Annotated in this window: 10 protein-coding genes and 2 pseudogenes; 7 read left to right on the forward strand and 5 right to left on the reverse strand. The window is 62.6% G+C overall.

Going from position 1 to position 14,216, the window contains the following annotated elements; translation table 11 throughout:
• The 4 genes and pseudogenes from B3D39_RS01775 to B3D39_RS01790 all read right to left on the reverse strand — a co-directional run.
• Positions 1 to 376: pseudogene (locus tag B3D39_RS01775) on the reverse strand (glycosyl transferase); the annotation flags it as partial.
• A 72-nt stretch (positions 377 to 448) separates the two neighbouring features.
• Positions 449 to 1,144 (reverse strand): sulfotransferase, encoded by a 696-nt coding sequence (locus B3D39_RS01780; protein ID WP_274962290.1) that lies wholly within the window; start codon positions 1,142 to 1,144, stop codon positions 449 to 451.
• Between the two features lie 112 nt (positions 1,145 to 1,256).
• Positions 1,257 to 2,603 carry a pilus assembly protein TadG-related protein gene (locus B3D39_RS01785; RefSeq protein ID WP_274962291.1) on the reverse strand — a complete coding sequence of 449 codons (1,347 nt, stop codon included), beginning with the start codon at positions 2,601 to 2,603 and terminating at the stop codon, positions 1,257 to 1,259.
• Between the two features lies 1 nt (position 2,604).
• Complete coding sequence (locus B3D39_RS01790) at positions 2,605 to 2,994, reverse strand: TadE/TadG family type IV pilus assembly protein (protein ID WP_274962292.1); 390 nt, start codon at positions 2,992 to 2,994, stop codon at positions 2,605 to 2,607.
• Positions 2,995 to 3,224: 230 nt separating this feature from the next.
• On the opposite strand from B3D39_RS01790, the gene B3D39_RS01795 reads away from it, so the two are divergent.
• Both B3D39_RS01795 and B3D39_RS01800 read left to right on the forward strand, forming a co-directional pair.
• Complete coding sequence (locus tag B3D39_RS01795; RefSeq protein WP_274962293.1) at positions 3,225 to 4,385, forward strand: RsmB/NOP family class I SAM-dependent RNA methyltransferase; 1,161 nt, start codon at positions 3,225 to 3,227, stop codon at positions 4,383 to 4,385.
• A gap of 153 nt (positions 4,386 to 4,538) precedes the next feature.
• Positions 4,539 to 6,905, forward strand: coding sequence for an ATP-binding protein (locus tag B3D39_RS01800; protein WP_274962296.1), 2,367 nt, complete (start codon positions 4,539 to 4,541; stop codon positions 6,903 to 6,905).
• On the opposite strand, the gene B3D39_RS01805 is transcribed toward B3D39_RS01800, so the two are convergent.
• A complete protein-coding gene (locus B3D39_RS01805; RefSeq protein ID WP_078572266.1) occupies positions 6,897 to 7,499 on the reverse strand; it encodes a hypothetical protein in 603 nt (200 codons plus the stop codon). The genes B3D39_RS01800 and B3D39_RS01805 overlap by 9 nt on opposite strands.
• Before the next feature lie 215 nt (positions 7,500 to 7,714).
• On the opposite strand from B3D39_RS01805, the gene recA reads away from it, so the two are divergent.
• The 5 genes and pseudogenes from recA to B3D39_RS01830 form a co-directional block, all read left to right on the forward strand.
• Positions 7,715 to 8,782, forward strand: coding sequence for a recombinase RecA (gene recA / locus B3D39_RS01810; protein WP_078523378.1), 1,068 nt, complete (start codon positions 7,715 to 7,717; stop codon positions 8,780 to 8,782).
• A gap of 125 nt (positions 8,783 to 8,907) precedes the next feature.
• Complete coding sequence (gene alaS / locus B3D39_RS01815) at positions 8,908 to 11,562, forward strand: alanine--tRNA ligase (protein ID WP_274962294.1); 2,655 nt, start codon at positions 8,908 to 8,910, stop codon at positions 11,560 to 11,562.
• Complete coding sequence (locus B3D39_RS01820; RefSeq protein WP_078550499.1) at positions 11,562 to 11,867, forward strand: DUF1330 domain-containing protein; 306 nt, start codon at positions 11,562 to 11,564, stop codon at positions 11,865 to 11,867. The genes alaS and B3D39_RS01820 overlap by 1 nt, the downstream gene beginning before the upstream one ends.
• Positions 11,868 to 12,125: 258 nt before the next feature.
• The gene (gene cysS, locus B3D39_RS01825) at positions 12,126 to 13,634 is read left to right on the forward strand and encodes a cysteine--tRNA ligase (RefSeq protein WP_274962295.1); all 1,509 of its coding nucleotides are present in this window, start codon (positions 12,126 to 12,128) and stop codon (positions 13,632 to 13,634) included.
• Positions 13,635 to 13,764: 130 nt separating this feature from the next.
• Positions 13,765 to 14,216: pseudogene (locus tag B3D39_RS01830) on the forward strand (citramalate synthase); the annotation flags it as partial.

The following is a 14,216-nucleotide window of genomic DNA, read 5'->3' on the forward strand; positions in this document are numbered from 1 at the left end:
CCAGCCGCTCGAACGGGGTGTTCGGGTTTCGGGTCAGGATCACGTCATCGGGGTCGCCGTACTCGAACATCGCATCGAGATTGCCGGTCACGACCACGTCGAGGTCAAGAAACAGCACCGGCCCCGACAAATCGCCCAGATCGGAGCGCCACAGCCGCGACTTGCCCCAGATGCCCTGACGCACATTGGGCATGTTGCAATCGAGTTCGGGCAGCGGCATCGCGGTGATGCCGGGATCGAGCCCTTCGAACGTGTCGGTGAAGCAGTAGAAATCGAAGGGCGGCGTCACATGGCGCGCGACCATTCCGTAGAGGCGGTTGACGTAATCGACGCCGTATTTCTCGCCCCAGCGGATACAGATGATCTGTTTCTTCATGCGACACCTTTTTGAGTTACGCGCCCTCAATAGCCCCAGCGGGCGGGGCCGTGCAATCGCGGATCGGAGGGGTCAGCGGAAGAAGCGTGGCCGGAGATGGGCGTTGAGCTTTTTCGCCAAGCGCTTGAGCGGATGCATCTTCTTGCCGCGCGTGCGCCCGATATCCTGCAGATGGGCCGCATCGAGCCCATAGGTGGGCAGGCGGGCCGCGAGGTCGTCGGCGCTGTCATTGTCAAGATCGAATTCCACGTATTGATCCGGCTTGTCGGCCATATAGGCGCGCACATCGGCCAGATGCGCATCCCATTCCGCGCGCCATTGATCCTTCAGTACTTCGAGATCGGTCAGCCCCCGCGCAGCCAGTTCGCGCTTGGCAAACTCGCCATGGCCATGCTTGAGGCGCGAGGCGATCCAGCCTTCGCGGTCGCGGAAGTTCAGCAGCAGGATCGTGTCGGGATAGTCGCGCAGGATCTCGCGGAAGGCCGTGGCGCCTTCCCAGGTCACGGTGCCGTCGCTGTAGATCAGGTCACAATAGAAGGTGAAATCCTCGGCGCTCGCGAAGACCTTGCGCCCGGCGGCGAGGTTCTCGCGCATCACCCGGCCGATGCGGCGCGGCACGGGGCGGCCTTCGCGGATCTTGTGGTGAACGGTGGGGTGGTCTGCTGCGCGAAACAGCTCGGCCAGCGAGCGCGTGCCGCATTTGTTGAACCCGATTGCGACGACGCGCGGCAGGGAGTGCGGTTGCGCGGATGCGGCGCGATCAGGCATGGCGACCTCGGAGCGAGTGAGACAGGAGCGGCGAAACGTAGCCTCTCCTATCCCATCTTGGGCGGATCGTTTCAATCGCGCTTTGCGCGTCTGGCGACCCGCCGCGAGCCGGTTACATCCGCAGCCGGAAGTAGCTCATCTCGATATTGCCTTCCATTCCGGTATCACAATGACCGAAACGCGAGTTGGAGGTGCCGTCGATCTTGCCGCCGGAGACGATCGCGACACCTTCGATCCCCTCGGCCTGTGCCGAGAAGCTCACATCCTTCACCGCGAGGATCTGGCCGCCGAAGAACGAGATTTTCGCTGCGGACGAGACGCCGCCCATGGTGATCAGTTTCGCGCCTCCGTCAGGGGCGCAATCGTCATCGCGCCCAATGCGCAGCCCTTGCGGAGCCGAGAAACTACGATCGTCGGTCGAGGTGTTCGCGAAGATCGCGTTTTCGAGGGCGACGCCATTGCCGAATTTCACCGGGCAATCCGCGATCACCGCGACTTCCGAGATCACGGCGGGATCGGTCGTTACCGTGTCGTCGACTTTATTCGGGACCGAGATTGTCACGCTCGAATTACAGTTGAGCACGTAGAGATTGCCGGGTTCGAAATCGGTGGTGTCGAGCTTGGTGCCGGTCAGCACGGTCGGGCTCTTGTTGGTGATGTAGGAGGGCAGATAGCCGGTGCCGTCCCGCATCGACTCGATGATCTTGGGAATGCGGTCGATGATGCGCAGCTTGTAGAACGAGGTGCGCAGCGCCTCTTGCAGCCCGTCATTCTGCTTGAACCCCGAGGCGGGGATGTCGAGCTTGCTGGTGTCGGGCATCGACACGATCGCGCCGCTTTCGAAGAGGTTGTTCTGATTGAGCGAAACATATTGCGCCGCATAGAGGCAGAAGCCCGAAGCGAAGCTGTTGCCCGATTGCAGGTCGATCACGCCTTTCGCGGCCAGACCTTCGGTGAGGCAGGCGGGCTGATAGGCTTCGGCTACGGCGCCGGTGTTGATCTGCCAACCGTCCTGACCGATCACCTTGCCGAAGAAGGTGGGTGCGGCGTTCGCGCGCTCGGTCGTGCGATGGGCCATCACGCGGACGGCCGGGCTCAGATCGAGGTCTTCGGCGTAATCCGTGACGAAGCGGTGATTGGTCGCGTCGTAATAACCGAAGGTCACGTCGTCTTTGGTGATCACCGAAGTCCCGTCATCGGAGGCGAGGTTGGAATGGGCCAGCTGGGCCGCACGGGTCTTCGCCTCGTCTTTGGTGATCAGCGGGTCAGAGGAGAGATACATCGCACCGAGCGCCGCTGCATCGGCCGCGTCCTGCATCACCACCCGATTGCGATAGCCGTTCGAGACGTCGAGCGCGAGGCTGCCGACAGCGAGGAACAGGATCGTCCAGAACAGCGAAAGCTGGGTGATCACGCCATCTTCTTCAGCGGTAAATTCGGTAATCGTTACGCGGTTCATGTCAGGACTCCATGTAGCGGTAGTCGTGGACCGTGAGGTCCATGTTGAGAACTCTGGTGAAAAGACCTGTGGCGACGAGTTCGGACATCGGGATCGTCACGCGGGTCTCGATGATCCCGTCGGTGACTTGCGTGTCGATCGTGTAGGTGGTCTCGTCATAGGGGAGCAGGGCGCGCAGGCGCGCCATCGTGTCCTCGTCATTCTCGAACCGCCCGACCGAGTAGGCGCGATCGACATCCTGCACGATACCGAGGATCCGCGACTGGGCGTTGAAGATGAGGGAAACGTCGACGGTCGCGGCGAGCATCCCGATAAACAACGGCAGCCAGAGCAATGCTTCGATCGTTGTGGCGCCGTCTTCGGCGGAGAAGAAACTCTTTAAACGCTTCAAGACAGGACGCCCCATGGTTGAAAACGGTTGATTAACTATCTCCAGTTGCAAAAAGCGAAACTACCGCGGCGTAAATATGGCGAAATTGCGAAATTGGGGCAGAAATTGATCGAAATCGACACATTTGGGCACGCGATGCTTAGGGCTGCAGTCTTTGCAGCGCGACGTTGCGCCGGTCTCCGCCGCCGCCTACAACGCCCCCAGATCATCGCTTGTTTCGGAGCCCGCCCATGACGCCCGCCGCGCGCTATACCGCCGCCATCGATATTCTCGACCGCATCCAGACGGGCGAGGTGGCGGAGCGTGCGCTGACCAACTGGGCGCGCGGCCACCGGTTCGCGGGCTCCAAGGACCGCGCGGGGATCCGCGATCACATCTTCGATGTGTTGCGCTGCAAGGCGAGTGCCGCGCTTGCCGGGGGCGGGGCGCAGGGGCGTGCGCTGGTCGCCGGGCTGCTGCGGCTGCAAGGCACCGATCCCTCAATGGTCTTCACAGGCGAGGGCTTTGCGCCTGATCCTCTCTCCGACGAGGAGCGCGCGGCCCTGTCCGAGCCTTTGCCCGACGCTATTGCGCAACTGGACTGGCCCGATTGGCTGCGCGACCAGCTTGCCGCCGATCTCGGGCCGGACTTCGACGATATTTCCGAGGCGATGCGCGCCCGCGCGCCGGTCTTCTTGCGCGTCAATATTGCGAAAGCGGACCGTGCCGAGGCGATCGCGGCGCTCGCGAAGGACGGGATCGAGGCGTTCCCGCATCCGCTCGCAGAGACTGCGCTGGAACTTGGCGAAGGCGCGCGGCGCATTCAGCAGGCTGAGGCTTACACGAACGGTCTAGTGGAGTTGCAGGATGCGGCGTCGCAAGCGGCCATCGCCTCTGTCCCGATCGCGGCGGGTCAACGCGTGCTCGATTATTGCGCGGGTGGCGGGGGCAAGGCGCTGGCGCTGGCCGCAGCCTGTCCCGAGGCGCAGGTCGCCGCGCATGACATTGATGCGGGGCGGATGCGCGATCTGCCCGTCCGTGCGAAACGGGCCGGGACGAAAGTGGCCATGCGCGCGCCGGGCAATCCGGGGACGGGCTATGACCTCGTCTTGGTCGATGCGCCCTGTTCAGGCTCGGGAACCTGGCGTCGGACTCCGGATGCGAAATGGCGTCTGAGTGCTGCGCGTCTGACCGAACTCGTCGCCCTGCAGAGCGAAATCCTCGACGCCGCCCGCGACCTCGTCGCTCCGGGCGGACGACTGGTCTACATGACGTGCTCGCTTCTCTCGGTCGAAAACGGCGCGCAGATCGCCGATTTCGTAACGCGTCACGGCTGCGAGCTGTTGTCGCAGCACCAATTCACGCCGCTTTCCGGTGGAGACGGGTTTTTCGTCGCCCAGCTCCAGCTCTGATTTTTCTGCCACTTTTGCCGCCCGGATCACGGCTGCGTGATTGACTCAATCGTCAGTTGAAAGTCTAGTCTCGTTAATTGGGTTTTAATTTTTTTGCCGCGCTATGGGGCCGATCTGTCTGGTAGGGAGGCGCGTGTGGGGCGGAACGAATTGATGCTGCAGCCGCTCTCGAAGACGATGGCTGCGCTGGCGCCGGGTGCGGTCTATTTGTTGCTTGCAGCGGGAATTGCGGCGGCGATTGCTTTCGTGATGCCCGATGAGGTGGTGACCTGGGCGATGTTCTCCGTCGCAGGGACGCTCGTGATAACGGCGGTCTGGCTGCGTCTGGCCTTGGCGCAGGACCGAAGGCGGCGCGCACGACAGCAGGAAACGCTCGCGAATTTCATCGCCCATGACGCAGCGCCGAGTTTTACCACGGATCCCGAGGGCGAGATCGGCTATCAGAACCGCGCCGCCGTGGAGCGGTTCGGCTCGCGTGGTGGGCAGGGCTTGGCGCGAACTCTGGCGGAACTCTTCGCTGATCCGGGCGCGGTGTTGCGCCGCCTGCAAAGCAAGGCAGAGGCGACGGGGGCCGCGCGCGAGGATCTCGTGACCCGGCGAGGCCATCTGCGGCTCTCTGTTCACCGTATCGGCTCTGGCGATTTTCTCTGGCGGCTCGAAGATATGGCCGAGCGGGCGATTGGCGGGCGCGGCGCAGAAACGATCAGCCTGCCGATGCTTACCGTCTCCAAGGGCGGCACGATCCTGTTCATGAACGAGGCGCTGCGGCGGCTCGTGGGGGAGCGGGTGCGCTCCCTCGATCGCATCTTCACCGATCTGCCGCTGCGCTCGGGCGAGGAGCACGAGATCAAGGGAGAGGATGGCCCCGTCACCGCGGTCGTGGCCCAGCTTGAAGGCGTGGGCGGTCGATCCGAGGTTTATCTGCTCCCGATCGGGGGTGCGCGCTCCGCCGAGGAAGGCGCGAATTTCGAGGCGCTGCCCGTCGCTATGCTGCGCCTGTCGGCCCATGGTCGGGTGCGCGCAGCCAATCGCGCGGCGCGCGGCCTCCTTGGCGGGATCGAGCCTCAGACCCGCCTTGCCGACCTCCTCGAAGGGCTCGGGCGCCCGGTCTCGGACTGGGTGAACGACGCGCTCGCAGGCCGTGCCGATGGCCGACCCGAGGTGCTACGGGCGCGCCGTGGCGACAAGGAGGTCTTTCTTCAGGTCACACTCTCGCGGATCGTGGAAAACGGGCGTGCGGGGCTGCTCGCCGTGCTGTCCGACGCGACGCAACTCAAGACGCTCGAAGCGCAATTCGTGCAAAGCCAGAAAATGCAGGCGATCGGTCAGCTTGCGGGCGGTGTTGCGCATGATTTCAATAACCTGCTCACCGCGATTTCGGGTCATTGCGACCTGCTGATGCTGCGCCACGACAAGGGCGATGGCGACTATGCCGATCTCGATCAAATCAGCCAGAATGCCAATCGCGCCGCGGCGCTGGTGGGGCAGTTGCTCGCCTTCTCGCGCAAGCAGACGCTGAAGCCGGAGATCCTCGATCTGCACGACACGCTTTCCGATCTGACCCATCTGCTCAATCGGTTGGTTGGCGAGAAGGTCGTCCTGAGCGTCAAGCATGAAAGCGATCCCGGACGGGTGCGCGCGGACAAGCGGCAACTCGAACAGGTCATCATGAACCTCGTGGTGAACGCGCGCGACGCGATGCCCGGCGGGGGCGAGATCCGGATCGAGACCGACGCGGTGCACCTTGCCGAAAACCGCACCCGCGACCGCGTGGCGGTACCCAAAGGCGACTATGTCGCGATCAAGGTCACCGATACCGGTACCGGTATCGCGGCCGATAAATTAAGCAAGATTTTCGAGCCTTTCTTCACCACCAAACGCACCGGCGAGGGCACGGGGCTGGGGCTTTCGACGGCCTATGGAATCGTGAAGCAAACCGGCGGTTATATTTTTTGCGATTCCGTCATCGGGACAGGAACGAGTTTCACGATCCTTTTGCCCGCCTATGACGCCGTCGAAGAGGCGGACGTGTCGAGTGCCGAAAACGCAACGGCGGAGGCGCGAACTGCCCCGCGTGGCCCCACGACGCCTTCGGTCGTGTCCAATGCGGAAGCTGCGCCGCGCGCGACTAAGTCGACCCCGGTGCTTGCCGCCGAGGCGACCGTGCTTCTGGTCGAGGACGAGCCCCCGGTGCGCGCCTTCGCCGCGCGCGCGCTCAAACTGTGCGGCTACACCGTGCTGGAGGCCGAGAGCGCGGAAGAGGCGCTGGAACTGCTCGAAGATGCGGATTTGCGGGTCGATATCTTCGTCACCGACGTGATCATGCCCGGGCTCGACGGGCCAAGCTGGGTCAGCCGCGCGCTCGAGGCGCGACCGGGCACGCGCACGGTCTTCATGTCAGGCTATGCAGAGGAAGTGTTCCAGAACGGAACGTCCCCCGTGCCGGATTCGGTCTTCCTGCCGAAACCTTTCTCGCTGAGCGAATTGACCGCGACGGTTCAGGACTTGCTCTCACGCTAAGGCGCGGGTGACCCGATCATAGAGCGCAAGATCGTCCTGCATCGCGACCCGCAGCGCAGCCTCGGTCTCGGGGGCGAGCCCGGTCTCGACTGCCGGGGGGACGTTTACGCGGGGCAGGGTGATGGCGAAGCCGAGCTGATCTTCAAGAAAATGCACGAAATCCTCGATCCGCTCATAGGGAAAAATCCGGTCCACCAGCGGCGTGCCCGCATCATCACACAGAAATGCGGCCTGACTGGGCACGTCACTGAACCCTGCGCGCGGGTCCTCGATGTAGTCGCGCGCGAATTGGTCGAAGGAATAGCCGGCTGAAATGTCGCTTTCCTCTATCAAATCGCGCAGTCGAAAACGATAGAGCGACCGCAACCAGTCGAGCGGCTCACGCATCAGCGCGACCGTGGTGAAACTGGCCTCGGTCTTCGACGACAGCAACGGCGCAAGATGATCCTGGAAATCGCGGGCCGAGGCGTGTTTGAGAACAGCCGGACGGGTCAGTGCGACGTCGGCCAAAGACTCCAGCGCGGTCTCGACCGCAGAGGAACCTGCCTTCGGCGTGGCGAGGAAGACGAGTTTTTGTGTCCAGAAAATCAGCATCTTGGCGGGTCAGCTCCTAACTGAGCCGGTGATAATCATTCGGCCGACGCGGGTAAACCGTTTCTTAACCGAATTGGCGGTTCAGTGAGTTGTGGAAAATTTTGTTGTAATGTTCACGTTCTGTGCGCATAGTGCGATCAGAACATGAGGTGAACATCCGCGCGAGGGCGTCGCATTGCCGACCAGCCGTCGCTGTGAAATAAGGAAGCGGACAAATGGCAGTAGCGAAGCTTTTCGATATGGATAAATCTCCCAAGGCAGACAAGCAAAAGGCGCTCGACTCGGCGCTGGCGCAGATCGAGCGGCAATTCGGCAAAGGCTCGATCATGAAGCTCGGCGGCGACACGCCCGCGCGGGAAATCGAAGCGACATCGACCGGCTCGCTGGGGCTCGATATCGCGCTCGGCATCGGCGGGCTGCCGAAAGGCCGTATTGTCGAGATCTATGGGCCGGAAAGCTCGGGCAAGACAACGTTGACGCTGCACGCGATCGCGGAAGAGCAGAAGAAGGGTGGCGTCTGCGCCTTCGTCGACGCTGAACACGCGCTCGATCCGCAATATGCACGCAAGCTTGGCGTCGATCTCGACGAGTTGCTGATCTCGCAGCCCGACGCAGGCGAGCAGGCGCTGGAAATCGTCGACACGCTGGTGCGTTCTGGCGCGGTCAGCCTCGTCGTGGTCGACTCGGTCGCGGCGCTGACGCCGAAGGCCGAAATCGAAGGCGATATGGGCGATCACACCGTGGGCGCGCAGGCCCGTCTGATGAGCCAGGCGATGCGCAAGCTGACCGCCTCGATCGGGCGTTCGAACTGCATGGTGATCTTCATTAACCAGATCCGGATGAAGATCGGCGTCATGTTCGGCTCGCCGGAGACGACGTCGGGCGGCAACGCGCTGAAATTCTACGCCTCCGTGCGTCTCGACATCCGCCGCATCGGTTCGATCAAGGATCGCGATGAGGTGGTGGGCAACCAGACCCGCGTGAAAGTGGTGAAGAACAAGGTGGCCCCGCCGTTCAAGCAGGTCGAGTTCGACATCATGTATGGCGAGGGCATCTCGAAGATGGGCGAGCTGGTTGATCTGGGCGTCAAGGCCGGGGTCGTCGACAAGGCTGGCGCTTGGTATTCCTACGGGGACGAACGCATCGGCCAAGGCCGTGAAAACGCGAAGACGTTCCTGCGCGAACACCCCGATGTCGCCTATGAGATCGAAGACAAGATTCGCGCCAGCCACGGGCTCGAATTCGACAAATTATCCGAAGATGACGCGCTGACCGAAGACTGATCGTCACCGCAAATTCATGCAAAGGCCGGGAGCGTCGTCTCCCGGCCTTTTTGCGATTGCTGGACAGGGGGAAGGGGCGGCGTTAAACGGGACCGAACATGCCCGATCAGGCGAGACAGGACGATATGCCCAGCCTTAACGAAATCCGCTCTACTTTCCTTAATTACTTCGAGCGTAACGACCACCGGGTCGTTGACAGCTCCCCCCTCGTTCCGCGCAACGACCCGACGCTGATGTTCACCAATTCCGGCATGGTGCAGTTCAAGAACTGCTTCACCGGGGTGGAAAAGCGCGAGTACAACCGCGCCACGACCGCGCAGAAATGCGTGCGCGCCGGCGGCAAGCACAACGATCTCGACAATGTCGGCTACACCGCGCGCCACCATACGTTCTTCGAGATGCTGGGGAATTTCTCCTTCGGGGATTATTTCAAGGAAGACGCGATCCCGTTCGCTTGGGAATTGCTGACCAAGGATTTCGACATTCCGAAGGACAAGCTACTGGTCACGGTCTACCACACCGATGACGAGGCGGCGAATATCTGGAAGAAGGTCGCCGGCCTGCCCGACGAGAAGATTATCCGTATCCCGACCTCGGACAACTTCTGGCAGATGGGCCCGACCGGTCCCTGCGGTCCCTGCACCGAGATTTTCTTCGATCACGGCGATCATATCTGGGGCGGCCCGCCTGGTTCGCCAGAGGAAGATGGCGACCGGTTCATCGAGATCTGGAACCTCGTCTTCATGCAGAACGAGCAGTTCGAGGACGGCTCGATGCGGGCGCTCGACATGCAGTCGATCGACACGGGCATGGGGCTCGAGCGGATCGGCGCGCTGCTGCAGGGCAAGCACGACAACTATGACACCGACCTGATGCGCCACCTGATCGAGGCCTCGGCCAACGCGACCGATGGCGCGCCGGACGGGCCGGGCAACGTGCATCACCGGGTGATCGCGGATCACCTGCGCTCGACCTCGTTCCTGATCGCGGATGGCGTGATGCCCTCGGCGGATGGGCGCGGCTACGTGCTGCGCCGCATCATGCGCCGTGCGATGCGTCACGCGCACCTGCTGGGCGCGAAGGATCCGGTGATGCACCGTCTCGTGCCGTCGCTGATCCGCGAGATGGGGGCGGCTTACCCCGAGTTGGGCCGGGCGCAGGCGCTGATCGAAGAGACGCTTCTGGGCGAGGAAACCCGCTTCAAGACCACGCTCGATCGCGGGCTCAAGCTGCTCGACGAGGCGCTCGTGGACCTGCCCGAAGGGGAAAGACTGCCGGGCGAGACCGCGTTCAAGCTCTATGACACGTTCGGCTTCCCGCTCGATCTGACGCAGGATGCGCTGCGCGAACGTGAGCGCGAGGTCGATACCGAAGGGTTCGATGCCGCGATGGAAGAGCAGAAGGCCAAGGCGCGCGCCAGCTGGTCCGGGACCGGCGAGGCGGCCAATGCCGCGATCTGGTTCGACCTGTCCGAGAAACTTGGCGCGACCGAATTCCTGGGCTACGACACCGAGACCGCCGAAGGTCAGATCACCGCGCTCGTGACCGACGGGGCCGAGATCGACAAAGCGTCCGGCGAGGCGCAGATCGTGGTCAACCAGACCCCGTTCTACGCCGAAAGCGGCGGTCAGGTCGGCGATCGCGGGTGGATCGTGACCGAGACCGGCAAGGCCGAAGTCACCGACACCAAGAAAGTCGCAGGCGTCTTCATCCATTTCGCGCGCGTCACCGAGGGCGAGATCGCCAAGGGGCAGGGCGCGAAACTGGAAGTCGATCACGCACGCCGCAGCGCGATCCGCGCGAACCACTCGGCCACGCACCTGCTGCACGAGGCGCTGCGTCGCACGCTGGGCGATCACGTGGCGCAACGCGGCTCGCTCAATGCCGAGGACCGTCTGCGCTTCGACTTCTCGCATAACAAGGCGCTCTCGGCTGAGGAAGTCGCGAAGATCGAACGCGAAGTGAATGAATTCATTCGCCAAAACACGCAGGTCGACACCCGGATCATGACGCCGGACGATGCGCGCGATCTGGGCGCGCAGGCGCTGTTCGGCGAGAAATACGGCGATGAGGTTCGCGTCGTCTCGATGGGCGAGCTGGCCAATTCCGGCAAGGGCACGAACGGGAATGTCTATTCGCTCGAGCTTTGCGGCGGCACCCATGTGAAGCGCACCGGCGATATCGGCACCTTCGTCCTGACCGGCGAAAGCGCGTCCTCGTCGGGCGTGCGTCGGATCGAGGCGCTGACCGGCGATATCGCGATGGCCGAGTTGCGCCGCCGTGACAAGCTGCTGGGCGAGATCGAAGGGTTGGTGAAAACCTCCGAGGCCGATCTGCTCGGACGTCTTCAGGCGATCCTCGACGAGCGCAAGGCGCAGGCCAATGAGATCGCGCAGCTGCGTCGCGAACTGGCGATGGGCGGCGGTGCCTCCGGTGGCCCGGACATCAGCGAAATCAACGGCTTGAAATTCGTTCCTCAAGTTGTGTCCGGCGTGACCGGCAAGGACCTTCCGGGGATCGTGGACGAGCTGAAAGAGAATGTCGGTTCCGGCGTGATCCTCGTCGTGGCCGACGCGGGCGGCAAGGCGGCCGTAGCGGCTGGCGTGACCAAGGACCTGACCGAGCGCGTCAGCGCGGTCGATCTGGTGAAAGCCGCGGCGCAGGCGCTTGGCGGCAAAGGCGGCGGCGGTCGTCCCGATATGGCGCAAGCCGGCGGGGCCGATCCGTCGAAAGCCGATGAGGCCATCGCGGCCGTGAAAACTGTTCTGGAGGGATTGTAATGGCAGGCGCATTCTGGATCGCCCATGTGAAGGTGCTCGACGACGAGGCCTATGGCAAATACGCCGAGGGCGCGGGCCCTGCGATCGCGAAACATGGCGGACGGTTCCTCGCCCGTGGCGCGCGCTATGTGCAGCTCGAAGGCAATGACCGCGCGCGCAATGTCGTCGCTTGGTTCCCGTCTCTGGAAGCGGCCGAAACCTGCTACTACTCCGACGAGTATCAGGCGGCGCTCGCCCATGCCAAAGGCGCATCCGAGCGCGACCTGATGATCGTCGAGGCGATGGACGACGTCGAAATCAAATGAAGATCGGCCTGTAAGGCACTGATCAGAAAGTATTTGGAAGGCGGCTTCGGCCGCCTTTTTCTATGATGTCGTACCCGTTCGTTTTTGCTCTGGACCTTCGGGCACGCTGCGTCCTATGCTGCCGCCATGACCACGAAGACCATCATCATCTGCTGCATTATCCGCTGACATACGTCACGCGGGCCGGTCTTCTCTTTCCAAATTTCTCATGACCTTGTAAGCCCGCCGGCAGGAGCCGCCGACCCTTTGCGAGGACACATGACCCAGATCCGTTTGCGCAATTCCCTGACCCGGAAAGTCGAGGATTTCCGTCCGATCGATGCCGACAACGTGCGGATGTATCTCTGCGGGCCGACCGTTTACGACCGCGCGCATCTCGGCAACGCCCGTCCGGTGGTGGTGTTCGACGTGCTCTACCGGTTGCTTCGCCATGTCTACGGACCGGAGCACGTCACCTATGTGCGCAATTTCACGGATGTGGATGACAAGATCAACGCGACGGCGCTGGCGCGTAAGGAAGCTGGGGCCGAGGGCTCGCTCGAAGAGCTGATCCGCGCGCGGACCGAGGAAACCATCGGCTGGTATCATGCCGACATGGATGCGCTCGGCGCCTTGCGTCCCGATCAGGAACCGCGCGCGACTGACTATATCGGCGCGATGATCGCGATGATCGAGACGCTGATCGAAGACGGTCACGCCTATGCCGCCGAGGGCCATGTGCTGTTCCGGGTGCGCAGCTACAAGGATTATGGCGCGCTGTCCGGTCGGACGGTCGACGACATGATGGCGGGGGCGCGGGTCGAGGTTGCGCCCTTCAAGGAAGACCCGATGGATTTCGTGCTCTGGAAACCCTCCGACGAGGGGCTGCCGGGCTGGGAGAGCCCGTGGGGCCGGGGCCGTCCGGGCTGGCATATCGAGTGCTCGGCCATGTCTTACGAGTTGCTTGGCGCGTCGTTCGACATCCATGGCGGCGGCATCGACCTGCAATTCCCGCACCACGAGAACGAGATCGCGCAAAGCTGCTGCGCGCATCCCGAGGGATCGTTCGCGAATTACTGGCTGCATAATGAGATGCTGCAGGTCGAGGGCAAGAAAATGTCCAAGAGCTTGGGCAATTTCTTCACCGTGCGCGATCTGCTGGACGGCCATGACGGCGAGAAGGGCATTCCCGGCGAGGTGATCCGCTTCGTGTTCCTGCAGACGCATTATACGAAGCCGATGGATTGGACGGCGGAGAAGGCGCGGCAGGCGGAGAGGACTTTGCGGCGCATTGCAGAGTTCTTGGCAGCGGATCCTCTTACGAAGCCTTGGATTGGCAGGCGATATGCAAAGCCGCCTCAAGAGTTCATTGACGCGCTTTCAAATGACCTTAATACGTCGCTGGCACTCTCCCTCGTGCGCAAGTATTTGAAAGAACGAGATGAGTTCAAGCTCGTTGGGGCGCTTCGACTCTTGGGATTTGACGACCAAGCCTTGGTTCAGAAATTCTCGCAGTTCCAATTCGCAGCTTCCTCCAACGAATTTTCTTCAGGTTTTCGGATGTCCACTCAAGGAGACGAGGCATCGGAGTACTCAAACCGAATGACCGAATTGGGCAATCGCCTTTCGGAAATGCGTAAAGAGGCAATGGAAACCAAGGACTTCGCTCCAGTCGATGCCATGAAACAGACTCTCATCGACGCAGGTGTCGAGGTCCGCATGTCTAAGGCCGGGGTGGATTTGCTGCCCGGACCCGATTTCGACCCCGCCAAGCTGGAGGGCCTGTGATGGTGCGCGGTTACAGTAACAAGGGGCGCGCCGGACCCGAGGGACGGCGCAATCGCGCCCGCCCTGGGGGGCGGGTCGGGCGCGGCCCGGCGTGCCGCCAGGCGGAACGTAACCTCGACGGAGGCAACCAATGACCAAACAACGCCTCTATCTCTACGACACGACCCTGCGTGACGGGCAGCAATCGGCGGGCGTCCAATTCTCGGTGCCGGAGAAGATCGAGATCGCCAAGGCGCTCGACGCGATCGGCATCGACTATATCGAAGGCGGCTGGCCCGGTGCGAACCCGACCGATAGCGATTTTTTCGAGGCGAGGCCCGAGACGCGGGCGACCTTCACCGCTTTCGGGATGACCAAGCGGGCAGGGCGCTCGGCCGCGAATGACGACGTGCTGGCGGGCGTGATGAACGCGAATACGCCCGCCGTCTGCCTCGTCGGCAAGACGCATGATTACCACGTCACCACCGCGCTGGGGATCACGCTGGAGGAGAACCTCGAGAATATCCGCGCTTCGGTCGCGCATATGGAGGCGCAAGGTCGCGAGGCGCTGTTCGACGCCGAGCATTTCTTCGACGGCTACAA

Source organism: Thioclava sp. UBA3469 (genome assembly GCF_002378135.1).
GTDB lineage: Bacteria > Pseudomonadota > Alphaproteobacteria > Rhodobacterales > Rhodobacteraceae > Thioclava > Thioclava sediminum.

Coding starts and splice junctions, on each gene's coding strand:
- B3D39_RS01780 (WP_274962290.1), bottom strand. CDS start 1,144: ATGCCTGATCGCGCCGCATCCGCGCAACCGCACTCCCTGCCGCGCGTC.
- B3D39_RS01785 (WP_274962291.1), bottom strand. CDS start 2,603: ATGAACCGCGTAACGATTACCGAATTTACCGCTGAAGAAGATGGCGTG.
- B3D39_RS01795 (WP_274962293.1), top strand. CDS start 3,225: ATGACGCCCGCCGCGCGCTATACCGCCGCCATCGATATTCTCGACCGC.
- B3D39_RS01800 (WP_274962296.1), top strand. CDS start 4,539: ATGCTGCAGCCGCTCTCGAAGACGATGGCTGCGCTGGCGCCGGGTGCG.
- B3D39_RS01805 (WP_078572266.1), bottom strand. CDS start 7,499: ATGCTGATTTTCTGGACACAAAAACTCGTCTTCCTCGCCACGCCGAAG.
- recA (WP_078523378.1), top strand. CDS start 7,715: ATGGCAGTAGCGAAGCTTTTCGATATGGATAAATCTCCCAAGGCAGAC.
- alaS (WP_274962294.1), top strand. CDS start 8,908: ATGCCCAGCCTTAACGAAATCCGCTCTACTTTCCTTAATTACTTCGAG.
- B3D39_RS01820 (WP_078550499.1), top strand. CDS start 11,562: ATGGCAGGCGCATTCTGGATCGCCCATGTGAAGGTGCTCGACGACGAG.
- cysS (WP_274962295.1), top strand. CDS start 12,126: ATGACCCAGATCCGTTTGCGCAATTCCCTGACCCGGAAAGTCGAGGAT.